The organism is Acuticoccus kandeliae (genome assembly GCF_003073115.1).
This window is the reverse complement of record NZ_QBBV01000004.1, coordinates 738,249-759,330: the sequence shown is the minus strand read 5'-3', so window position 1 is coordinate 759,330 and position 21,082 is coordinate 738,249. Positions and strand designations below refer to the sequence as shown.

Annotated in this window: 16 protein-coding genes; 10 read left to right on the top strand and 6 right to left on the bottom strand. The window is 69.5% G+C overall.

The genetic code is table 11. The features are described 5' to 3' along the window. Positions 1-14: 14 nt before the first annotated feature. The 6 genes from DBV35_RS26625 (at position 15) to purH (ending at position 7,901) form a co-directional block, all read left to right on the top strand. Positions 15-1,193: a CCA tRNA nucleotidyltransferase gene (locus DBV35_RS26625; protein WP_108663399.1), complete on the top strand. Its 1,179-nt coding sequence runs from the start codon at positions 15-17 to the stop codon at positions 1,191-1,193. Between the two features lie 81 nt (positions 1,194-1,274). Further along, complete coding sequence (locus tag DBV35_RS26620) at positions 1,275-1,940, top strand: GNAT family N-acetyltransferase (protein WP_108663398.1); 666 nt, start codon at positions 1,275-1,277, stop codon at positions 1,938-1,940. 85 nt (positions 1,941-2,025) lie between these two features. Beyond that, on the top strand, positions 2,026-2,970 hold the full coding sequence (gene htpX, locus DBV35_RS26615; protein WP_108663397.1) for a zinc metalloprotease HtpX: 945 nt from the start codon (positions 2,026-2,028) through the stop codon (positions 2,968-2,970). A gap of 78 nt (positions 2,971-3,048) precedes the next feature. After that, positions 3,049-4,407 carry an RsmB/NOP family class I SAM-dependent RNA methyltransferase gene (locus DBV35_RS26610; protein ID WP_108663396.1) on the top strand — a complete coding sequence of 453 codons (1,359 nt, stop codon included), beginning with the start codon at positions 3,049-3,051 and terminating at the stop codon, positions 4,405-4,407. A 162-nt stretch (positions 4,408-4,569) separates the two neighbouring features. Beyond that, positions 4,570-6,297 carry a heparinase II/III family protein gene (locus tag DBV35_RS26605; RefSeq protein WP_108663395.1) on the top strand — a complete coding sequence of 576 codons (1,728 nt, stop codon included), beginning with the start codon at positions 4,570-4,572 and terminating at the stop codon, positions 6,295-6,297. Between the two features lie 14 nt (positions 6,298-6,311). Beyond that, the gene (gene purH / locus DBV35_RS26600) at positions 6,312-7,901 is read left to right on the top strand and encodes a bifunctional phosphoribosylaminoimidazolecarboxamide formyltransferase/IMP cyclohydrolase (protein ID WP_108663394.1); all 1,590 of its coding nucleotides are present in this window, start codon (positions 6,312-6,314) and stop codon (positions 7,899-7,901) included. Between the two features lie 39 nt (positions 7,902-7,940). Here the strand turns inward: purH and DBV35_RS26595 are convergent, their stop codons facing one another. Next, positions 7,941-9,350 carry a calcium-binding protein gene (locus DBV35_RS26595; protein WP_108663393.1) on the bottom strand — a complete coding sequence of 470 codons (1,410 nt, stop codon included), beginning with the start codon at positions 9,348-9,350 and terminating at the stop codon, positions 7,941-7,943. Positions 9,351-9,845: 495 nt separating this feature from the next. On the opposite strand from DBV35_RS26595, the gene DBV35_RS26590 reads away from it, so the two are divergent. From DBV35_RS26590 to DBV35_RS26580, 3 genes are all read left to right on the top strand, one after another. Beyond that, on the top strand, positions 9,846-13,115 hold the full coding sequence (locus DBV35_RS26590; RefSeq protein WP_170135045.1) for an ATP-binding protein: 3,270 nt from the start codon (positions 9,846-9,848) through the stop codon (positions 13,113-13,115). A gap of 158 nt (positions 13,116-13,273) precedes the next feature. Further along, the gene (locus DBV35_RS26585; protein ID WP_108663391.1) at positions 13,274-14,470 is read left to right on the top strand and encodes an SAM-dependent methyltransferase; all 1,197 of its coding nucleotides are present in this window, start codon (positions 13,274-13,276) and stop codon (positions 14,468-14,470) included. Between the two features lie 118 nt (positions 14,471-14,588). Next, the gene (locus DBV35_RS26580) at positions 14,589-15,422 is read left to right on the top strand and encodes a universal stress protein (RefSeq protein ID WP_108663390.1); all 834 of its coding nucleotides are present in this window, start codon (positions 14,589-14,591) and stop codon (positions 15,420-15,422) included. 54 nt (positions 15,423-15,476) lie between these two features. Here the strand turns inward: DBV35_RS26580 and DBV35_RS26575 are convergent, their stop codons facing one another. The 4 genes from DBV35_RS26575 to DBV35_RS26560 form a co-directional block, all read right to left on the bottom strand. After that, complete coding sequence (locus DBV35_RS26575) at positions 15,477-15,770, bottom strand: hypothetical protein (protein WP_108663389.1); 294 nt, start codon at positions 15,768-15,770, stop codon at positions 15,477-15,479. A gap of 79 nt (positions 15,771-15,849) precedes the next feature. Continuing rightward, positions 15,850-17,223 carry a sensor histidine kinase gene (locus DBV35_RS26570; protein ID WP_157962001.1) on the bottom strand — a complete coding sequence of 458 codons (1,374 nt, stop codon included), beginning with the start codon at positions 17,221-17,223 and terminating at the stop codon, positions 15,850-15,852. Positions 17,224-17,234: 11 nt separating this feature from the next. Continuing rightward, entirely contained in the window at positions 17,235-17,912 is a 678-nt protein-coding gene (locus tag DBV35_RS26565) for a response regulator transcription factor (protein ID WP_108663493.1), read from the bottom strand. A 67-nt stretch (positions 17,913-17,979) separates the two neighbouring features. Beyond that, complete coding sequence (locus DBV35_RS26560) at positions 17,980-18,708, bottom strand: PepSY domain-containing protein (RefSeq protein ID WP_170135044.1); 729 nt, start codon at positions 18,706-18,708, stop codon at positions 17,980-17,982. Positions 18,709-18,884: 176 nt separating this feature from the next. Between DBV35_RS26560 and DBV35_RS26555 the strand changes: the two genes are divergently transcribed. Continuing rightward, positions 18,885-19,487, top strand: a complete 603-nt coding sequence (locus tag DBV35_RS26555) for a DedA family protein (RefSeq protein WP_108663386.1) — start codon at positions 18,885-18,887, stop codon at positions 19,485-19,487. 4 nt (positions 19,488-19,491) lie between these two features. Here the strand turns inward: DBV35_RS26555 and DBV35_RS26550 are convergent, their stop codons facing one another. Further along, on the bottom strand, positions 19,492-20,973 hold the full coding sequence (locus DBV35_RS26550) for an inorganic phosphate transporter (protein ID WP_108663385.1): 1,482 nt from the start codon (positions 20,971-20,973) through the stop codon (positions 19,492-19,494). Positions 20,974-21,082 lie beyond the last annotated feature (109 nt).

Genomic DNA, 21,082 nt, shown 5'->3' with positions numbered 1-21,082 from the left:
TGAGAAGCAGGCCGATGACGCAACTGTTTGACGCGCTTGGCGGCGTTGCCGACACGCGCGTCGTCGGCGGCGCCGTGCGCAACAGCCTCCTCCTCGAGCCGATCGACGATATCGACGTCGCGACCGTCGCGACGCCCGAGACCGTCGCCCGCGTCGCCAAGGCGGCGGGCTTCCACGTCTACGAGACCGGCCTCGTCCACGGCACGCTCACGATCACCATCGCCGGCCAGCCCTTCGAGGTGACGACGCTGCGCGAGGACGTGACGACCGACGGCCGACGCGCCACGGTGCGCTTCACCGACGACTGGGCGCGGGATGCCGGCCGGCGCGACTTCACGATGAACGCCCTCTATGTCGACCGCGACGGCGTCGGCAGCGACTATGTCGGCGGCTATCGTGACTGTCTCGACCATCATGTCCGCTTCATCGGGGACGCCGGGCAGCGCATCCTCGAGGACCATCTGCGCATCCTGCGCTTCTTCCGCTTCCACGCCGCCTATGGGCGCGGCCCGTTCGACGCAGAGGGACTCGCCGCCTCGCGCGCCCACAAGGCGCTCCTCGCCGGGCTCGCGGTCGAGCGCGTCCAGCACGAGCTCTTCCGCCTGATGGGCGCGCAGGGGGCCGTCGACGCGGTGGACATTCTCGTCGCGGAGGATTTCCTCGCGCCCTTCCTGCCGATGCCGCTCTCCTCGGCCGGCTTCCGTGCGCTCGCGCGCGTCGAGGCGGCGGCGGGGCGCTCGCTCTCGCCCGTCCTCGGCCTCGTCGCGCTCGTCCAGTTCGACGTCGACGCCTTCTCCGCCGCCGCGACCGCGCTGAAACTCTCGCGCAAGCGGCGCGACCGGGGGCTCGCCGCGCTCCGCGCCGCGCGGGAGATGCCGCCGCGCTCTGCCCCGCACGTGCGCGTCCTTCTTTATGAACACGGCGATCAGGCCTTCTGCGACGGGCTCCTGCTGGCGCTCGCGCAGGGGGTCGACGTCATCGATGTCGGCCGGATCCTACGCGACGCGCGCGCCTGGGTGCGCCCGCGCTTCCCCGTGTCCGGGGCCGATCTCCTGGAGCAGGGCGCGCCGAGCGGGCCGGAGATCGGCGTGCGCCTCAAGCGTCTCGAAGGCGTCTGGCGCGACAGCGACTTCCTGATGGACAAGGACACGCTCCTCGCCCTCGACCGTGCGCACTTGGAGAAAGACGCATAGTATGTGAGGAACCGGCTTGCGCCGCCGCCATCGCCTCGTGCGATGGTCTCCTTGTCACGCGTCTGTTCCGGAACTCGCACCATGGCCGCCGCCACTCACACCGACATCCCGCCCGAATGCATCTACAAGCAGGGCGAAGACTGGATGCTCGTCTCTCCGGTGCCGGAGAGCCTCCAGGCGGACGCCGCAGCCTACTCCGTCGCCCAGCGCGCCACGCTGAACCGCATCGTCGGCCTGCCGGAGGTGCGCGAGAAGGTGCTCGGCAACCGCCTGCGGCCGGACCGGATCTGCATCGCCCTCGTGAAGGGCGAGGTCGCGGGCCTCATCTCCTACCGGATGGACGGTGAGGGCTCGGTCTGGCCGGACGCCTCCCGCTATCGCAAGCATTTCGGAGCCGTCGGCGGCACGGCGCGCTATCTCCTGACGGAGGCGACGCTACGTCGCGGCCGCGCCGACGAGCTCTATCTCGAAGGCTTCAAGGTCGATCCGAAGGCGCGCGGGCGCGGCATCGGGACGGCGCTCCTCCACTGGCTCGGCGACGAGGTCGTGCGCCGCGGCAAGCGCGCGTGGCGCACCGAAGCCAGCATTACCGCGGATGCCGCGATGCGCGTCTACCAGGGCGTCGGCGCCAAGGCGATCAAGACGGTGTCGCTCGGCCCCCTCGGTCCGCTCTTCGACCGCCACAAGTTCGTCGTTTTGCGGTGGGAGGCTCCCACGGCGGGCGAGGACAAAAGCGCCGCCGGATAGCGGTCTCAGGCGCCCGGGCCTGTTGATAATGCTCTGCAGGGTACAAATATTTTGCCTGTATGAGCGGAGATAGACGGACGGGCGGATGAACTATTTTCGGACGGCACTCCTGCTCGCGGGCCTGACCGCGCTTTTCATGGGCGTCGGCTTCGTCATCGGCGGGCAGCAGGGAATGTTGGTGGCGTTCGGCATCGCCGTGGCGCTGAACTTCTTCTCCTACTGGAATTCGGACAAGCTCGTCCTGCGCATGCACCATGCGCGGGAGGTGGATGAGCGCACCGCCCCCGAATATTACGGCATCGTGCGTGAGCTCGCCGCCCGCGCGCAGCTTCCGATGCCGCGCGTCTATATTCTCGACGAGGACCAGCCGAACGCCTTCGCGACCGGGCGCAATCCGGACAACGCGGCCGTGGCGGCGACGCGCGGCCTCCTGCGCAGCATGACGCGCGAGGAGGTGGCCGGCGTGATGGCCCACGAGCTCGCCCACGTCCAGAACCGCGACACCCTCATCATGACGCTGACGGCGACCATTGCCGGCGCGATCTCGATGCTGGCGAACTTCGCCTTCCTGTTCGGCCGCAACAGGGAGAACCCGTTCGGCTTCATCGGCGTGCTCCTCACCATGATCGTCGCCCCGCTGGCGGCGATGCTGGTGCAGATGGCGATCAGCCGCACGCGCGAATACGCGGCCGACCGGCGCGGCGGAGAGATCTGCGGCCAGCCGCTGTGGCTCGCCTCGGCGCTCGAGAAGCTGGAGCGCGGCCGCACGATCCCCAACGAAGAGGCGGAGGCGGTGCCCGCGACCGCGCACATGTTCATCATCAACCCGCTGTCGGGCCAGCGGATGGACAACCTCTTCTCCACCCACCCGAACACCGCGAACCGCATCGCGCGGCTGCGCGAGTATGCGGGCGAGATCGGCGGCACGCCGGCCTCTCTCGCGCCCGCCCCGGACCGGCAGACGCGCGGTCCCTGGGGCGCGCCGTCGGCTCCGCGCGGCCGCCCGCGCAACTCCGGCCCCTGGGGCTGAGCCGCCCGCGCCGCGCCGACACGGGAGCGCGGCGAATCTCCTCTTGAGTGGCGCGCGATTTGTGCGCCAATTGGGCGGATGACACAGACCGAGACCAGAGGCGGCGCGCGTCGGCGACCGCCCTCCCGTGGCAACCACCAGGGCGCCAAGCGCGCGCGTGAGACGAGCGGCAGCGACCCGCGCGCCGCGGCCGCAGAGATCGTCTCCGCGGTCTGCGAGGACCATCAGCCGCTCGCCGCCGTCCTCGATGGCGACGACACGCGCGCCCTCGACCCGCGCGACGCCGCGCTCGCCCGCGCGATCGCGCGCATCACGGTGCGCCGCCGCGGCGATATCGACTGGTGCCTCGCCAATCTCATGGACAAGCCGCTGCCGAAGCGGGCGAGCGCCGTGCGCGCGATCCTACGCATCTCGGCCGCGCAGCTCCTCTTCATGCGCCAGGCGGACCATGCGGCCGTCAATGTCGCGGTCGCGCTCCTGAAGGGCGACGGGGCGACGGGCGGTTTCGCCGGCCTCGCCAACGCCGTCCTGCGCCGCCTCGTGCGCGAGCGCGACCTTCTCCTCGCGCGCCTCCCGGTGGAGGCGAACACGCCGGACTGGGTGTGGCGGCGCTGGGTCGAGATCTATGGCGCCGCGACGGCGGGGGCGATCGCCGCCATTCACCGCGAGGAGCCGAGCCTCGACCTCGCCTTCGCCGCGACCGGCGGCCCGCTGCCCGAGGGGGCCGAGCCGCTGCCGACCGGCGGCGCGCGCCTGCCGACCGGCACGGTGACGGAGATCGAGGGCTACGCGGAAGGCGGCTGGTGGGTGCAGGATTTCGCGGCCCAGCTTCCGGCCCTCATCCTCGGCGACGTCGCGGGCAAGCGCGTCCTCGATCTGTGCGCGGCCCCCGGCGGCAAGACGATGCAGCTCGCCGCCCGCGGCGCGAAGGTGACCGCGGTGGAGATCGACCCGGCCCGCGCCGAGCGGCTGCGCGAGAACCTTGCCCGCACGCGCCTCAGCGACCGTGTGGAGGTCGTCGTCGGCGACGCGATGGAGGCGGGCGGCACCTACGATGCCGTGCTCCTCGACGCGCCCTGCTCGGCGACGGGCACCATGCGCCGCCAGCCGGACGTCGCCTGGGCGAAGTCGAAGACCGACATCACCGCCCTCTCGCGCGTCCAGAAGGATCTCCTGCGCCACGCCGCCGACCGGGTGGAGAGCGGCGGCAGCCTCGTCTACGCCACCTGCTCGATCGAGCCGGAGGAGGGCGAGGCGCAGATCCGCTTCGTCGCCAAGCACCTCCCGGCGCTCCAGCTCGACCCGATCAATGAGGGCGTCCCCGCCGCGTTCGCGACGCCCGAGGGGACCATGCGCACACTGCCGCACATGGCGATCCCCGAGACAGAGCTGCGCGGCCTCGACGGCTTCTTCGCCGCCCGCTTCCGCAAAGTCTGAAAACCCGCCCCAAGGCGGAGATTTTCGCAGGTGCCGCGCGCCCGCCGGAGGAAGGTGGGTTCGCTTTGTGGCAACATGCGCTAGATGAGCGCGAACCGCTTCGCCGAAGCCCTGCCAACGAGCGGACGTCGACCACGGCCTCCGCGAGAAGACGAGAACCTGTTGTCGAAGTCCGGCCCCACGGTGACGACCTTCTCCTCGCTGATCGGCTTTGCCCTCAGGCGGCTTTCGGCGCGGGTGCTCGCCGGCGTGCGGGTCCTCCTGTGGCAGCGGCCGGTCTCGGTCATCCCCGCGCGCGTGATGTTCGCCCCCGAGGCGCTCGTCGACCCTGATCCGGCGGTCGCGGCTGACATCTATGCCGGCGTCTTCGCCCTCGCGGGCGTCGTCGTCGACGCCTCGGCGCGCTCCCCCTTCATGATCGACGCGCCCTCGCCTGACTGGGCGCGCGCCCTCCACAGCTTCGGCTGGCTCCACCATCTCGACGCGCAGGCCGATCGCCTGTCCTCCTCGAACGCCCGCGCCCTCTTCGACGAGTGGCTCGCCGCGCCGAGCGCGAACGGCGACATCGCCAACGAGCCGGACGTGATGGCGGACCGCCTATATGCCTGGCTCGTCCAGTCGCCGCTCCTCCTCATCGGCGCCGACCCCGCCTTCCGCCAGCGCTATATGCGCGCCCTCGGCCGGCACATGCGGCGCCTCGAGCGCGCCCTCGCGCTCCTGCCGAAGGGGATGACGCGGCTGCGCGTCGCCGCAACGCTCGCCATCGCGGGCACGGTGATCGCCGACGAGGGGCGGCTCGCGCGCAAGGCGATGGGCGCGCTCGCGGATGCGGTGAGCGACGAGATCCTCCCCGATGGCGGCCACGCCTCCCGCAGCCCCGAGGCGCTTCTCACCATCCTCGCGGTCCTCATCCCGCTGCGCGAGGCGCTCACCCGCCGACAGCTCCCCACGCCGGACTTTCTGCGCGAGACGATCGACCGCGTTTTCCCGATGCTGCGCTTCTTCCGCTACGGGGACGGGGGCCTTGCGACCTTCCACGGCACCGGCATCGTCTCGCCCGCCCTGATGGAGGCCGCGCTCGACTATGACGACGTGCAGGGCCACCCGGCGCCGAACGCGCGCTATTCGGGCTATCAGCGCCTCGCCGCGGGCGGCACGGTCGTCCTCTTCGACACCGGGCGCGCGCCGCCTCCCTCCCACGCCCAGCGCGCCCATGCGAGCACGCTCGCCTTCGAGTTCGCCCACGGGGCGACGCGCCTCGTCGTCAATTGCGGGGCGCTGGAGCGGGCGCGGCCGGACTGGATCGCCGCCGCCCGCGCCAGCGCGGCGCAATCGACCCTCGTCATCGCCGAGCGGTCGAGCGCCAAGGTGCTGGAGCGCTGGCCCCTCGTCGGCTATCTCGGCCCCGTCCTCTATCGCGGCCCGCGCCGGGTGGACGTCACGCGCGAAGGCCTCACCGCCCGCGCCGACCATGACGGCTATCACGACGCGTTCGGCCTCCTCCACGAGCGCACGCTCGCCTTGTCAGACGACGGGCTCTGGCTCGACGGGACCGACCGCCTCATCGGGCCGGACCGGCTCGACGGGTATCCCTTCGTCGTCCGCTTTCATCTCGGCCCCAACGTGAAGGCGCGGCTCGAGCCGAAGCGGAACCGCGTTCTCATGACGCTGCCGGACAGCGCGATCTGGCTCTTCGGGCTCGACGAGGGGCCGGGACTGGCGCTTGAAGACTCCATCGTGCTCGTCGGGCCGCGCCAGGTCCGCCGCACAACCCAGATCGTCGTCGCCGGGAATAGTTTGACCGACGACACCGTCCGCTGGCACATCGCCCGTCATGCGGCGCCGCTCGACATCGAGGCGGAAAGCGCCGAGGACATTGAACCCGAATAGACCAGAGAGCGACCATGACCACGCCGAACAAGGTGCGACGCGCCCTACTTTCCGTTTCGGACAAAGAGGGGCTCGTGCCGTTCGCCCAGCGCCTCGTCTCCCTCGGCATCGAGCTCGTCTCGACCGGCGGGACGAGCCGGACGCTCGCCGAGGCGGGTCTGCCCGTCACCGACGTCGCGAGCCTCACGGGCGTGCCCGAGATGCTGGACGGCCGGGTGAAGACCCTCCATCCCGCCGTCCATGGCGGCCTGCTCGCCGATCTGTCGAAGGATGAGCACGTCGCCGCGATCGACAAGGCCGGCATCGTCCCGATCGGCGTCGTGGTGTGCAACCTCTACCCGTTCGAGAACGCGCTCGAGAACGCGGCGGACGAGCTCTCCCTCGTCGAGACGATCGATGTGGGCGGCCCGTCCATGACCCGCGCCGCGGCGAAGAATTACCACCACGTCGCGGTGGTGGTGGACCCGGCCGACTATGGCGCCGTCGCCGACGCGCTGGAGGCGGGGGAGGGCGCGGTGCCCTTCGCGCTCCGCCGTCGCCTCGCCGCCAAGGCCTTCTCCCGCCTCGCCGCCTATGATGCGGCGATCGCCGGCTGGCTCGACGGCGCGACGGTGGACGACGACACCAGCGTCGACCACACCGTCTGGCGCGCCTTCGGCGGCCGGCGCGTCGCCGAGATGCGCTATGGCGAGAACCCGCACCAGTCCGCCGGCTTCTACCGCTCGGTCGGCGGGGAGGGCATCGCGTCCGCCGATGTCGTCCAGGGCAAGGCGCTCTCCTACAACAACGTCGCGGACGCCGACGCCGCGCTCACCGCGGTCGCCGACTTCACCGAAGGGCCGTCCGTCGTCATCGTGAAGCACGCGAACCCGTGCGGCATCGCGACGGCCGCAAGCCTCGCCGAGGCCTACGAAGCGGCGCGCCTGTGCGATCCCGTCTCCGCCTTCGGCGGCGTCGTCGCCCTCTCCGCCGCGCTCGACAAGGCGACGGCCGAGAAGATCGCCGCGATCTTCACCGAGGTCGTGATCGCGCCCGGCGCGTCCGAGGAGGCGCTCGCGGTCCTCTCCGCGAAGCCCAATGTGCGCGTTCTCCTCACGAAGGGCCTTCCGGCGCCCGGCGGCACGATGGTGCGCTCGGTCGGCGGCGGCCTCCTCGTGCAGGACCTCGACGCCGGGGTCATCGACGAGGTGGAGCTGAAGGTCGTGACCGACCGCGCCCCGACCGAGGCCGAGTGGGCGGACCTGCGCTTTGCCTGGCGCGCGGTGAAGCACGTGAAGTCGAACGCCATCGTCTACGCCAGGGGCGGTGCGACGGTCGGCATCGGCGCGGGCCAGATGAGCCGCGTCGACTCGGCCCGGATCGGCGCCTGGAAGGCGGCCGACGCCGCACGCGAGGCAGGCGAGGCCGAGACGCGCACCATCGGCTGCGTCGCCGCCTCCGACGCCTTCTTCCCCTTCGCCGACGGCCTCGAGACGATCGCCAAGGCCGGCGCGACGGCGGTGATCCAGCCCGGCGGTTCACGCCGTGACGAGGAGGTGATCGCGGCGGCGAACGCGGCCGGCATGGCGATGGTCATGACCGGGATGCGCCACTTCCGCCACTGAGGCGCCAGCGCCCGCCCCTCGAGGGCGGGCGCCGCTTCCTCAGAAGAGGAAGTTGATGTCGATCTCCGGGTCGAACCCGTCCGCGACGCCGACCAGCGTCACGGTGTGGACCCCGTTCCGGTCGACCCGGATGACGACGTCGTCACCGTCGATGATGGTGGTGACGTCGCTGTCGGTGATGCCGCCCCCGAACGAGATCGCGTCGAAGCCGACCTCGAAATCGGTGATGACATCGCGCCCGAACGCGCCGTTGAAGATGAAGGTGTCGACCGCGAAGTCCGGTGTCACCCTGTTCGCCTGGTTGCCTGCGATGACGTCGTTTCCGGCGCCGCCTTCGATGTAGTCGCCCGCGGTGCCGCCGGCGATATAGTCCGCCCCGGAATCACCGAAGATCTGGTCCGTGCCGTCGCGGCCATAGATGTCGTCTCGCCCGCTCCCGCCGTGGAGGAGGTCGGCCCCGATCGCGCCGTCGAGAAAGTCGTCCCCGCCGCCGCCATCCATCGTGTCGTCCCCGGCATTGCCGAGAAGGATGTCGTCGCCCGCCTGGCCGAGGACCGCGTCGTCCGCCCGGCCGGCGGTGATGGAATCGTTGCCGCCGCCGCCGCTGATTGCGTCGGACTCGTTGCCGCCGCGCAGATCGTCCCGGCCGCCGCCCCCGTTGATCGTGTCGGCCCCTGACGCGCCCGTCACGGTGTCGGCCCCGGCCCCGGCGAGGATCCTGTCATCCCCGGACCCGGCGCGGACATCGTCCCGGCCCTTGCCGGCGTTGATCTCGTCCCCGTCTTCCCCGGCGAGGATGAGGTCGTCGCCGTCATGGCCGACGATCGTGTCCCGCCCGGCGCCGCCGAGGAGGCTGTCGTCGCCCGCACCGCCGCGCAGCACGTCCGACCCGTCATTGCCGCGCAGCGTGTCGAGCCCGTCATCGCCGAGCAGCGTGTCGTCGCCGGCAAGGCCGTTGAATTCGTCGTTCCCGTCGAAGCCGCGTGCGACGTCGCCGAACGAGCCGGTGAGGAAGGTGTCGTCGAACGGGCCGCCATTGAAGCGGTAGCGCAGCGGCACCACGAGGAGGTCGATGAAATCGACGTTCGGGTCTGTCGCCGACTGGTTCGCCGAGTCCAGCGACGTGTTGAGGTGGACCATCGAGAAGGTGTTGGCGGGCGTCCCGATCTGCGTGACCTTGAAGCTGAAGATCGTGCCCGTGTACCGCCCGTCCGGCGTGATGCCGAAATTTTCGCCGGTATAGACCTGGCGGTAGAAGATCGTGCCGTCGAGCCCACCCTGGATGGTGATTTCGGCGGTGTTCGAGTCGATCACCTGGATCGTATTGGTCTGTGGATTTTTGCTCGTTCCGTTGACGAAGTTCGGTCCGCTGAACGCGCCCGTGACGTTGACCGTAATGATCGACGGGTCGATCGTCTCAAGATCATCGATGTCGCTTTGGAAGCTCATCGGTTGCCCTCCATTTGCCTTTTGCTTGCGGTTTTTCTTAGTCGGTGGAGATCCGAGGATAGAAGACTAACATGACAACAACTCGTGCGGGGGCGCCCGATTGCATTTTCATCGATGCAAGGCTTGGCGGCGGGCGACTCCGGCGGCCGGCGCGTGCGCCGGGCCGCCTCGTCCGATCCGCCGGCACCGCGAAACGCGAGCGGGAGGTGCGCAGGGGCGAAATGCTTTAGTTAGAAAATAAAACGAGAAATCATCATGTTTCTGAGCAGTTTGGCGCAAGAACCAGTGGGCGCTGATGATTATTTAACATTGGCGTGATCTCGACGAATGCGTGGCGCGGCCGGTGGAGTTGTTCTTGACAGCTTGCAGGGGGGCTGTCAGGCAAGCGCGACACGAGACGATGGCGAAGACTGAAGAACCGGGATGGAAAACGCCTGGCAGTGGTTGGTTGCGAACGGTTTCCACGACGTCGCCACTCGTTTTTCCGGCGAAGTCATGGACCTTTCCACCTTGCGCGGCTTGTCGCTCGAGGACCTGCGCGCGCGCGGGATCGAGGACGTCGAAGCCTTGCGCCTGCAGCGCGCCCTGAGCCGCGCGGCCGGTGTGCGCGGCGGCGTGCGCCGGCAGTCGGCCGTCTCCGAACGGCGTCTCCTGACGCTCCTCTTCTGCGACCTCATCGACAGCACGCTCCTGTCGGCAAAGCTCGACCCGGAAGACTGGGCCGAGGTGCTGTCGAGCTATATCGAGACCGTCGCGCGCCACACCGAGGGCTATGACGGCTTCGTCGCCAAGGTCGTCGGCGACGGCGTCTTCGTCTATTTCGGCTACCCCCGCGCGCACGAGGACGACGCCTCGCGCGCGCTGCACGCCGCCCTCTCCGTCACCGACGCGGTGCGCTCCCTCTCGGTCTGGCCGGACGTGGCGCTCGGCGTGCGTATCGGCATCGCGACCGGCCCCGTCGTCGTGCGCGACATGGCCGCCGGCGGCTTCACCGAGCACGAGGCCGTCGTCGGCGAGACGCCGAACCTCGCCGCCCGCCTCCAGAGCGTCGCCGAGGAGAACTGGATCGTCGTCAGCGACGGCACCCACGACCTCGCCCGCGAGGAGTTCGACTATGTCGATCTCGGCTCGCGCGAGTTGCGCGGGTTCGACGAGCCGATCCGCTGCTGGCGCGTCGTCGCCCCCCGCCGCATCGAAAGCCGCTTCCTCGCCCGCCATCCGCTGGGCAGCGAGGAGTTCGTCGGGCGCGAGGACGAGAGCGCCACCCTGTTCGAGGCCTGGCGCCTCGCCCGCGAGGGGCGCGGCCGGGTGGTGATGGTCGAGGGCGAGCCCGGCATCGGCAAGTCGCGGCTCGTCAGCAACCTCTATGCGAGCGCGCGCGACGCGACGACGACGCGGATGATCTTCCAGTGCTCCGAGCTCAGCAAGGACACCGCACTCCATCCGGTCTCGGCCTATTTCGAGTATGTCTGCCGCATCAAGCCGGAGGACGACCCGGAGAGCCGGCTTCAGAAGCTCTCCCAGTTCGTGCGCAGCAACATCATCCTCGACGAGCAGGCGATCGGCCTGATGGCGCGGCTGATGTCGATCGGGCTCGGCGTCCCGGCCGAGATCGCCCAGCTTCCGCCCGCGCAATTCAAGGAGCGCCTCTTTTCGGCGCTGATCGAGTGGGTGACCGGGCTCGCCGCCCACCAGCCGCTCTTCATCGTGGTCGAGGACGTCCACTGGATGGACGCGACGACGTCCGAGTTCCTGAACCAGATGGTGAAGGCGATCACCGAGGTGCCGATCCTGCTCGTCCTCACGACGCGCGGCGGCGGCTTCGACCTCGGCACGGTCGAGGACGGGTGCGTCCTGCGCCTCGCGCGGCTGGAGCCGAAAGTGGCGCGTAGCCTCGTGGCGCTGCTCACGAGCGAGACGACCCTCTCCCAGCTCGGCATCGACCGGATCGTGGAGCAGACGGACGGCAACCCGCTCTTCATCCAGCAGGCCGTGCGTGTGCTCGCCGACCGCGCGCTCAGCGAGCACGACGCGGACGCCAGCGGGCTCGGTCCCTCCATCACGCTGCAGCAGGTCCTCCAGGCCCGGCTCGACAGTCTCGGCCGCACCAAGCGCGTCGCCCAGTTCGCCGCGATCCTCGGCCGCCAATTCTCCAAGGCGCTCCTGCGCGCGACATGGCCGTTCGAGGAGGACGCGCTGGAGGAGGGGCTCGAGGTGCTGGAGCGCGAGGGCCTCATCGCCGTGCGCCGCCTCCATGACGGCGTGGAATACCGCTTCGCCCACGCCCTCATCGTCGACGCCGCCTACTCCTCGCTCCTGAAGCGGGACCGGCGCGAGTTCCACCGCCAGGTCGCGCAGGTGCTGGAGGCGAGCTTCGGGGACCTCTCGAAGCGCGAGCCGCACCTGCTCGCCAACCACTACGCCGCCGCCGGCGAGCCGCGGACGGCGGTGCCCTTCTTCGTGAAGGCGGCGGAGCTGGCGCTCACGCGCTCGGCCTATGTCGAGGCGCGCAACCATCTGGAGCAGGGCTTCGCGAACCTCGCCGATATCGCGGACGGGGAGGAGCGCGACCGGCTGGAGCTCGCCCTTCGCCCTCCCTTCGGCGCGGTGATCGTCGCGACCCGCGGCTACGCGACCAAGGAGGTCGACGAGAACTACCAGCGCATCCTCGACCTTGCGCGCCGTCACGGCGACATCCGCTTCGAGTTCCACGCGCTCCTCGGCCTCACCCGCGCCGCCATCGTGCTCGCCGAGATCGCCAAGGCGCGGGCGCTCAGCGGCGACCTCCTCGGGGCGGCCCACAAGCTCGGCCAGCCCGAGCTTGTGCTGACGGCCGAGCTTCTCGTCGGCATCGCCGAGCTGATGGCGGGCGACCTCAACAACGCGCACCGGCACCTGTCGATCGCCCACGCCGCCTACGACCCGGTCCGCGACCGCCTGCTCGCCCACCGTCTCGGCCAGGATCCGGGCTGCACCGCGCTCGTGTGGCTCGCGATGCACGCCTGGCTCGGCGGCCACCTCGCGCGCTACCGGACCTATCGGGCCGACGCGCTCGCACTCGCGCGCGATCTCGAGCACCCCTTCACCCTCGGCTACGCGCTCGTGCGCCTCGTCGCGATCGACCGGCTGAGTGGGGATCTCGAGGCCGCGCGCGCGCTCGCGGTGGAGGCGAGCGCGCTCGCCCGCTCGCGCGGCTTTCCCGCCTTCGACGCGGCCGCCCGCTTCTGGCTCGCCGAACTCGCGATCGACGAGGACGGGGACGCCGCCCATCTCGACGAGATGGAGAAGGAGATCTCGGCGAACGCGCCGACCGACCAGCGCAACAATATCGGCTTCATGCTCCTGTGCCTTGCCGAACGGGCGTTCGCGCTCGGTGACCCGAAGCGCGCGGCCGACGCGCTCGACCGCTGCGCCGACGCCATCGCCGAGACGGACGTGCGCTGGTGCGAGGCGGAGCTCTATCGCCTGCGCGGCCGCCACGCGCTCTCGGGGGGCGACAAGGGGGCCGCGGCCGCCTGGTTCGCGAAGGCGGCGGAGATCGCGGAAGGGCAGGGTGCCTGCTTCCTGCGGCTGCGCGCCTGCGTCGACCTCGCGCAGCTCCAGTCCGGGATCGGCAACCGTGTCGACGCGATCGCGGTGCTCGACGGCGCCTGCCGCACCCTCTCCGACGAGGTGGAGGGGATCGAGCTCGACGCCGCGCGCACCCTCCTCAGCAATCTGCAGGCCGCCGAGCGCGAGGAGCGGCACAAGGCGAACGCCAGTTAGCGCGTCGCACGCCGAAGAAGCCCCGTCGCATCCGTTGAGATCCTTTGCCGTCTTATGGATGATCTCAAATTTCCGATGAAGTGTTCCTTTGTTTCTGCTTTATTTGTGTGGTGCGTGTCCTCGCGTCCCCAATAAAATAAGACCTTGAGCGATCCCTTATGGCAGCGATAGACAAGGCCTCCATCTCCAAGGCGGTCTCGGAAAGAATTGGCCACGCGGCCGTTCCGCAATTCCAGGTTACATACCCGGATGGCGCGACGGAAACGTTCGGTGATCCATCGGCGTCCGACGGGGTCGTCTTCACCATAGACCTGAAGACCGATACGGGTGCGGCTGCGTTGGGTTCGCTCGACGAATACAAGCTCGCCATGGCTTATCTCGAGGGCGACATCGATCTCGACGGGGATCTCCTGAAGCTCCTCGATATGCGGGATTATCTGACCGACCATCATCCGTGGTTGCAGTTCGTGCGCTTCGCGTTGCCATTCGTCCGGGGGCAGGTGAAGAACGACAACGATCTGGTGCCGAAGCACTACAACCACGGCAACGCGTTCTACTTCGCCTTTCTCGACAGGGCGCACCGCCTCTACTCGCAGGCGCTCTATGCCGACGACGACGAGCCGCTGGAGGTCGCGGCGCGGCGCAAGCTCGACAAGATCTGGGAGTCCTGCCGCCTTCAGCCCGGCTCGCGCGTGCTCGATATCGGCGCCGGCTGGGGGAGCTTCTCGAACTACGCCGCCTCGCGCGGTGCGGAGGTGACGATGCTCACCATCTCGACCGAGCAGCTCGCCTTCCTCAAGAATCTCGCCGCGACGAGCGAGCACGGCGCCAACATGACGCCGATCCTGCGCAACATCTACGAGTTCCAGTCGGAGAAGAAGTTCGACGCCGTCGTCCTCCTCGGCGTGATGGAGCACCTGCCGCACTATGCGCGCTTCCTGCGCCATGTCGGGCAGATCCTGCGCGACGACGGGCGGATCTACATGGATTTCGCCGCGAACCGGCGCAAATACGCGTCGAGCACCTTCTCCCACCAGCATGTGTTCGAGGGGAACCACTCGCTCGTCCATATGCCCGGCCTCGTCGCCGCGGTGAACCAGAGCGATTTCGAGATCGTCACCATCGACAACGACCGGCACTCCTATTTCCTGACGCTGCGCCAGTGGGCGCGCAATCTGGAGGAGGCGACGCCGAAGCTGCTCGAGACCTTCAGCGCCAAGACGCTCCGCCTCTTCCGCCTCTATCTCTGGGGCACGGCCCAGTGCATGGGGCCGTCCGGCAAGATCGAGAGCTATCGCGTCGTGGTGCAGAAATCGGCGCGCCGCCCCTCCGCCTTTATCGGGGTGGAAAGCTGAGCGCCGCCGCGCCCGCTTGACCAAGGTCAAAACACGCACGGTGGGGAAGGTGCTTAATTGTCGGGCGATTGGGTCGGAACGGCGCTAGAGAAAGCCGTCCGATCGTTGGAGAAATGCAATGGTTTTCAAAACCGTCCTCGTCTACGCCGAAGAGAGCGACGAAGGGGCCGAGCTGATCACGCAGGCGGTCAGCTTCGCCCGTCATCATGATGCCCACCTCGTCGCGCTGACGATCGGGCTTCAGCCGATCCAGCCCTATGCGAGCATGGTCGACGTGCCGTTCACCGGCTATATCGACGACATCCAGGCCGCGCGCGAGAGCGTGAAGGAGACGGCCGAGCGGCTCGACGCGAAGCTGTCGACGGAGGCGATCTCGTTCGAGGTGCGCGGCGTCAGCCTGCCTGTCGGCATGGTGGGGGCGGAGTTCGCCCGTCACGCGCGCTATGCCGACATCGCGCTCCTGCCGCAATCCAACGGGGCGGGGACGATCCATCAGATCTTCGACGCGACCCTCTTCGAGAGCGGCCATCCCGTGCTCGTGACGCCGTCGGGCGTGCGCCTCAACGAGATCGGCAAGACGGTGGCGATCGGCTGGGACGCAAGCCGCGAGGCCGTGCGCGCCATCGCCGACGCGCGACCCTTCCTGACGCCGGAGACGGACGTGCGCGTCGTGATGTTCGATCCGCGCGTCACGATCGACCGGCACGGGGCCGAGCCGGGCGCGGACCTTGCGACGATGCTGGTGCGGCAGGGGCTGAAGGTCTCGGTCGACACGCTCGCGCGCAACGACCGCTCCTTCGCGAACGCCTTCCTCACCCACGCGCGCGATGTCGGCGCCGACCTCATCGTGACGGGCGGCTACAACCACTCCCGCTTCAGCGAGGCGCTCTTCGGCGGTGCGACGCGCGATCTCCTCGAGACCTCGCCGGTCCCGATCCTGATGTCGCGCTGAGCGCGGCAATCGGCGGGGCGCGCCGCGTCCCGCCGGGCAGCCCGTCGATCGGGCTCAGTTCGTGAAGCCTTCGCAGCCGACCTGGTCGCTGTTGTTGATGCAGCCGTCCTGCGATTCGCTCTCGTTCATTTCCTGAACTTCGCGCTCCATCCCGCCTTCCTGGCTGCCGAGGGGGGAGGCGTCGTCGATCTCGCCCACCTCGTTGGCCTCGTCGGCGATCGATTCGAGGCCGCCCTGCGGCGCCTTCTCGGTCACGTCGATCGGGATGCGGGTGCGGGCTTCCTCGGCGTGGGCGCCGGCCAGGGACAGGGCGAGCGCGGCGGCGCTGAGCGTGATGATGCGGTCCATGGATCCTCCTCGTCGGTGTCGGTTCGGGCGAACTCGTGCCCTCTTATCGGCCGCGGGTGAACGCATTGGAAACCGCCCTTTATCGCGGGCCGGGGACGGGGACGCGCAGCGTCGCGCGCAGGCCGGGTCCGGCGTCCTCGAAGACGAGTTCCGCCCCGTGCTGGTGCGCGACGGCGGCGACGAGGCTGAGGCCGAGCCCCAGCCCGTCCACCGCATTGTGGCCCGGTGCGCGATAGAAGCGCTCCACCACGTGCGCGCGGTGCGCCTCGTCGATGCCGGGGCCGCGATCCTCCACCACGATCTCCACCGCGTCGCCCCGCCGACGGCCGGAGAGCAGGATCGCCCCCGCCTCGGGCCCGTACTTGATCGCGTTGTCGATGAGGTTCGAGACCGCCTGGAACATGAGGTTCGGGTCGCCGACGATGGTGAGGTTCGGCTCCACCGAGAGGCCGATCGCCTGGGCGCGCTCCTCCGCCGCGGGCCCGTAGAGGTCGGCCGCGTCCTCCAGGATCTCGGCGACGTTCATCGGTTCGGCGGTGCGCGTATGGCGCCCGGTCTCGATCCGCGCGATGCGCAGGAGCGCGTCGAACGTCGCCTGCAGCCGCTCCACCTCGAAGAGCGCCTGGTCGACGAGGCGCAACGCCTCCGGCCGAGTCTCGTCGATCTCGTGGGCAAGGTCCTCGATGTCGGCGCGCAGGCGCGTCAGCGGCGTGCGCAACTCGTGCGCGATCGAATCCGAGACGCGCCCGACCGACTGCACGAGCTGCTCGATCCGCGCGAGCATGTCGTTCAGCGTCTCGCCGAGCCTGTCGAAATCGTCGTTCGTCCCGTGCACCTTCACGCGCCCGGAGAGGTCGCCCGCCATCACCTGCCGGGCCGTGCGGCGCACCGCGTCGATGCGGCGGGCGACGATGAGGCTCATCAGGATGCCGCCGAGGAGGCCGAAGGCGAAGATCGCCGCTGCACCCCAGCCGAGCGCGTTGGTGATGAGGTCCTCCCGGTCGTCGAGATCCTCGACGTCGCGCCCGATGAGGAGGCGTCCGCCGTCCGGCAGGTCGATGTCGTAGGCGAGGACCTCGCGCTCCTCGCCGTCGAACGATTCGTATTCGTCGAGCTCGAAGTTCAGCCACGGGTCGCCGCGGCGGCCCGGCCAGCGGGGGATGTTGGCGACGAGGGTGCGCCCGTCCGGACCAACGAGGGCGTGGACCGGGTGCCGCTCGCCGGGCGTGTCGCCGCGCAGGACGAGGCGGTCGATGAGGGGCTGCGGGTCGTCGAGCGCGTAGAAGCCGGCGAGCTGCTCGGCTTCCGAGGAGAGGCCGCGGCTCACGTCCTGCAGCGGGATCTGCACCGCGACCCACCAGGCGAGCGCCAGGAGACCCGCAACGGACACGGTGAACAACGCAAGATAGAAGAGCGCCAGGCGAAAGGTCAGACTCTTCAGGACCCTGATCACCGCCGGTCCCTTCAGTCGGACTCGCGCAGGGTGTAGCCGGCACCCCGCACGGTCTGGATGAGGGTCAGCTCGTCCGGCCGGTCCACCTTCTGGCGCAACCGGCTCACGTGCTGGTCGATGATGTTGGTCTGGGGGTCGAAGCGGTACTTCCACACATTCTCGAGGAGCATGCTGCGCGTCACCACCTGGCGCGCGTGCCGCATCAGATATTCGAGGATGAGGAATTCGCGGGGCGTGAGGTCGATCTTCCGCCGCCCGCGGGACACCTCGCGGCGCGGAAGGTCCATCACGAGATCGGCGAATTCGAGCTTGATCCGCTCGGCCGGGTGGGCCCCGCGCCGCACCTGCGCTTCGAGACGGGCGACGAGCTCGGAGAGGGCGAACGGCTTCACGAGATAGTCGTCGCCGCCCGCCTTCAGCCCGTTGACCCGGTCGTCCACCTCGCCGAGCGCGCTCAAGACGATGACGGGCGTCGCCTTGCCGGCGTCGCGCATCGCGCGCAGCACGCTGATGCCGTCCATTTTCGGCAGCATCCGGTCGAGGATGACGGCGTCGTGGCTGCCCTTCAGGATTCGCGCGAGGCCATCCTCGCCGTCGGTGGCGACGTCGACCGCGTGACCCGCATCGCCAAGACCCTTGGTGATGTGGGCCGCGACGCGGTCGTCGTCCTCGACGAGAAGGATGTTCATCGCCTCGCTGCTGCCTCGCGCGTCCTGCCGAAGGGGGCCGGCGCCGAGCGCCGGCGCCCCGACGGGGTCAGTCGCGATCGCTGGCAATGATCGAACCCGTCGCGGTGTCGACCATCACTTCCATCTCGCCTGCGGCCGTCTTCAGCTCCAGATCCCAGTAGAGCTGATCCTTCTCCTCGTCGAGGGAGACCTCGACGACCTGGCCGGAATGGGTCGACTCGGCGGTCTCGATCGCGGCGCTCAGCGTGCCGAGCGCGCCGCGGGTCGCCTCGATCCGGTCGGCGCGGAACCAGTCCATCCAGAGGCCCTTCAGGCGCTCCTTCTTGGTGTTCAGGACTTCGCCGGTGTTGCCGTCGACCTGGACTTCCATGATCGAATCTTCGGCGACGACCTCGATCTCGTAGACGGGGCCGCTGCGCTTGTCCTCGAGCTCGGCATCGATCACGCCGCTGCCGGACACGGCCTGGACGGCGGTCTCGATCGCCTGCGTCATCGTGACCCCCTGCGCGGCACCGGGCGCGGCGGGGGTGGCGGGCGCGGCGGCCGTGCTCGACGTCGCCGGGGCGGGGGTGGTCGTCACGGTCGCGCTCGGCGCGGCGGGGGTGGTGGTCGTCGTCGCCGTCGCGTCGGGCGCCGCCGGGGTCGTCGTCGCGCCAGGGGTCGCCGGGGTGGAGGGCGTCGCGGACGGGGCGGTCGTCTCGGCCGGGGGCGTCTGGGTCTGGGCGGAGGCCAGCGGCGCAATCACGAGCGCGGGCGCCATGAGGGCCGCGGCGAGGATCGTCTTCTGTCGTTGCATCGTTCGTCTCCTGTCACCGATTGGGGGGACGGGAAGGGATATGGAGCACCAAACCCGTCCGGCCCATCGGTGCGACATTTGAATTCGCACATGTCCGCGACCCCGCCGCCCCTGGCGCGTTGGATGCATGTGCGCCATCCGATGGCGCGCGCCGCACGCGACCACGGGGACCGGGAATGTTCGATCTGATCACGGCACTTCTGGAGCACGGAGGCTATGTGGGCCTCGCTCTCCTCATGCTGTTCGAGAACGTCTTTCCGCCGATCCCGTCCGAAATCATCATGCCGCTCGCGGGCTATGTCGCGAGCCGGGGCGACATGAACCTCGCGCTCACCATCCTCGCCGGGACGCTCGGCTCCGTCGGCGGCGCGGCGTTCTGGTATTATGTCGGCTGGTGGCTGGGGCTTGCGCGCGTCCACCGCTTCATCGCGCGCTATGGCCGGTGGCTGACGATCACGAACGAGGAGATCGACAAGATCCACGCCTGGTTCGCGCGCCACTCGGAGAGCGCGGTGCTGATCGGCCGCCTCTTGCCGACGATCCGGACGCTGATCTCGATCCCGGCGGGCGTCGCGCAGATGTCGCCCGGCCGCTTCCTCGTCTACACGACGATCGGCACGACGGCCTTCACCGCGGTCCTCGCGGTGGCGGGCTACCTTCTCGGCACCCAATATCGCGTCGTCGAGGCGTGGATGAACCCGATCTCGAACGTCATCGTCGCGAGCGTGGTGGTCTCGTACCTTTGGCGCGTCGTCTCGTACCGCTCGGTCGCGCGGTGAGCTGTCAGCCGACCATCGCGCGGATGGCGAGGTAGACAATCGCCGACATCGTCGCCGCGGCGGGCACGGTGATGACCCAGGCGGCCACGATCGTCATGAAGTGCGAGCGGCGGACGAGCTTGCGCCGCTTGCGCTCCTCGATGTCGATCTGCTTGGCGCGCCGCGGCCGCCCGGCCTTGAGGCGCGAGCGGCGCTCCGAATCCCACTCGCGGAAGAAGCCGACGCCGAAGACGCCGCCCACCGCGATGTGCGTGGAGGACACCGGCAGGCCGAGCCAGGAGGCGACGATCACGGTGATCGCCGCCGACAGCGCCACGCAATAGGCGCGCATCGGGTTCAGCTTGGTGATCTGGTCGCCGACCATGCGGATGAGGCGCGGGCCGAACAGGAAGAGGCCGATCGAGATGCCGAACGCGCCGATCACCATCACCCAGGCCGGGATCGCGAAGGCGGCCGTCACCGCGCCAGACTGGGAGACGTCCACGATCGCGGCGAGCGGGCCGACCGCGTTCGCGACGTCGTTGGCGCCGTGCGCGAAGGAGAGGAGGGCGGCCGACAGGATCAGCGGCAGCCCGAAGAGCGGCTTCAGCGAGCGCTTGCGGTTCTCGAGGCCGACCGACTGGCGGCGGATCACCGGCACGCTGATGAGATAGGTGCCGATGGCGACGGCGAGGCCGATCCCGACCGCCGCCAGCCCGTCGATCGCGACGACGCGCTTCAGCCCCTTCATCGCGAGATAGGTGGCGAAGACGCCTGCCATGATCGCCATCAGCAGCGGCACCCAGCGCCGCGCCGCGCCGACGATGTCGTCGCGATAGACGATCTGCCACTTGATGAAGGCGAGGAAGATGGCCGCGATGCCGCCGCCGAGGAGGGGGGAGATGACCCAGCTCGCAGCGATCGCCCCCATCGTCGACCAGTTGACGACGGAGATCCCGGCCGCCGCGATGCCGGCGCCCATGACGCCGCCCACGACCGAGTGCGTGGTGGAGACCGGCGCGCCGATATAGGTCGCGATGTTGACCCACAGGGCGGAGGAGATGAGCGCGGCCATCATCGCCCACACGAACACGTCCGGCGAGGCGACGGCGTTCGGGTCGATGATGTCCTTGGAGATGGTGGAGACGACGTCACCGCCGGCGAGCAGCGCCCCCGCCGTCTCGCAGATGGCGGCGACGACGAGCGCCCCGCCCATCGTGAGCACGCGCGCCCCGACCGCCGGGCCCATGTTGTTGGCGACGTCGTTGGCGCCGATATTGAGCGCCATGTAGGCCCCGAAGGCCGCCGCGACCACGACGATGACCGGCGTGTTCGCCATGCCGAAATAGAGCGCCGACAGCGCTCCGGCGAGGACGATGAAGGCGAGCGCGATGGCCGGCGCGACGAGCGGCGCGAGGAGCGATTGGGCCGCGTACTCGACCTGACCGATCCGCCCGAGATCCTTGTCGAGGCCCTTAAAGCGCCGTCTGCCTTCGTCGAGTGCCACGCGTCGCGCGTTCCTTGCTGCTTGGGTGAGCGTGAATTCAGAGAAGCCGTGAAAACGGCCGTGTCGACGCGGATGGCGTCAACGCGACGACCATTGTTTGACGCCCGGA

What these genes read in the sequence shown, in the direction of transcription:
- DBV35_RS26625 (WP_108663399.1), top strand. Translation starts at nt 15, where the DNA reads ATGACGCAACTGTTTGACGCGCTTGGCGGCGTTGCCGACACGCGCGTC.
- DBV35_RS26620 (WP_108663398.1), top strand. Translation starts at nt 1,275, where the DNA reads ATGGCCGCCGCCACTCACACCGACATCCCGCCCGAATGCATCTACAAG.
- htpX (WP_108663397.1), top strand. Translation starts at nt 2,026, where the DNA reads ATGAACTATTTTCGGACGGCACTCCTGCTCGCGGGCCTGACCGCGCTT.
- DBV35_RS26610 (WP_108663396.1), top strand. Translation starts at nt 3,049, where the DNA reads ATGACACAGACCGAGACCAGAGGCGGCGCGCGTCGGCGACCGCCCTCC.
- purH (WP_108663394.1), top strand. Translation starts at nt 6,312, where the DNA reads ATGACCACGCCGAACAAGGTGCGACGCGCCCTACTTTCCGTTTCGGAC.
- DBV35_RS26595 (WP_108663393.1), bottom strand. Translation starts at nt 9,350, where the DNA reads ATGAGCTTCCAAAGCGACATCGATGATCTTGAGACGATCGACCCGTCG.
- DBV35_RS26590 (WP_170135045.1), top strand. Translation starts at nt 9,846, where the DNA reads ATGGACCTTTCCACCTTGCGCGGCTTGTCGCTCGAGGACCTGCGCGCG.
- DBV35_RS26585 (WP_108663391.1), top strand. Translation starts at nt 13,274, where the DNA reads ATGGCAGCGATAGACAAGGCCTCCATCTCCAAGGCGGTCTCGGAAAGA.
- DBV35_RS26580 (WP_108663390.1), top strand. Translation starts at nt 14,589, where the DNA reads ATGGTTTTCAAAACCGTCCTCGTCTACGCCGAAGAGAGCGACGAAGGG.
- DBV35_RS26575 (WP_108663389.1), bottom strand. Translation starts at nt 15,770, where the DNA reads ATGGACCGCATCATCACGCTCAGCGCCGCCGCGCTCGCCCTGTCCCTG.
- DBV35_RS26565 (WP_108663493.1), bottom strand. Translation starts at nt 17,912, where the DNA reads ATGAACATCCTTCTCGTCGAGGACGACGACCGCGTCGCGGCCCACATC.
- DBV35_RS26560 (WP_170135044.1), bottom strand. Translation starts at nt 18,708, where the DNA reads ATGCAACGACAGAAGACGATCCTCGCCGCGGCCCTCATGGCGCCCGCG.
- DBV35_RS26555 (WP_108663386.1), top strand. Translation starts at nt 18,885, where the DNA reads ATGTTCGATCTGATCACGGCACTTCTGGAGCACGGAGGCTATGTGGGC.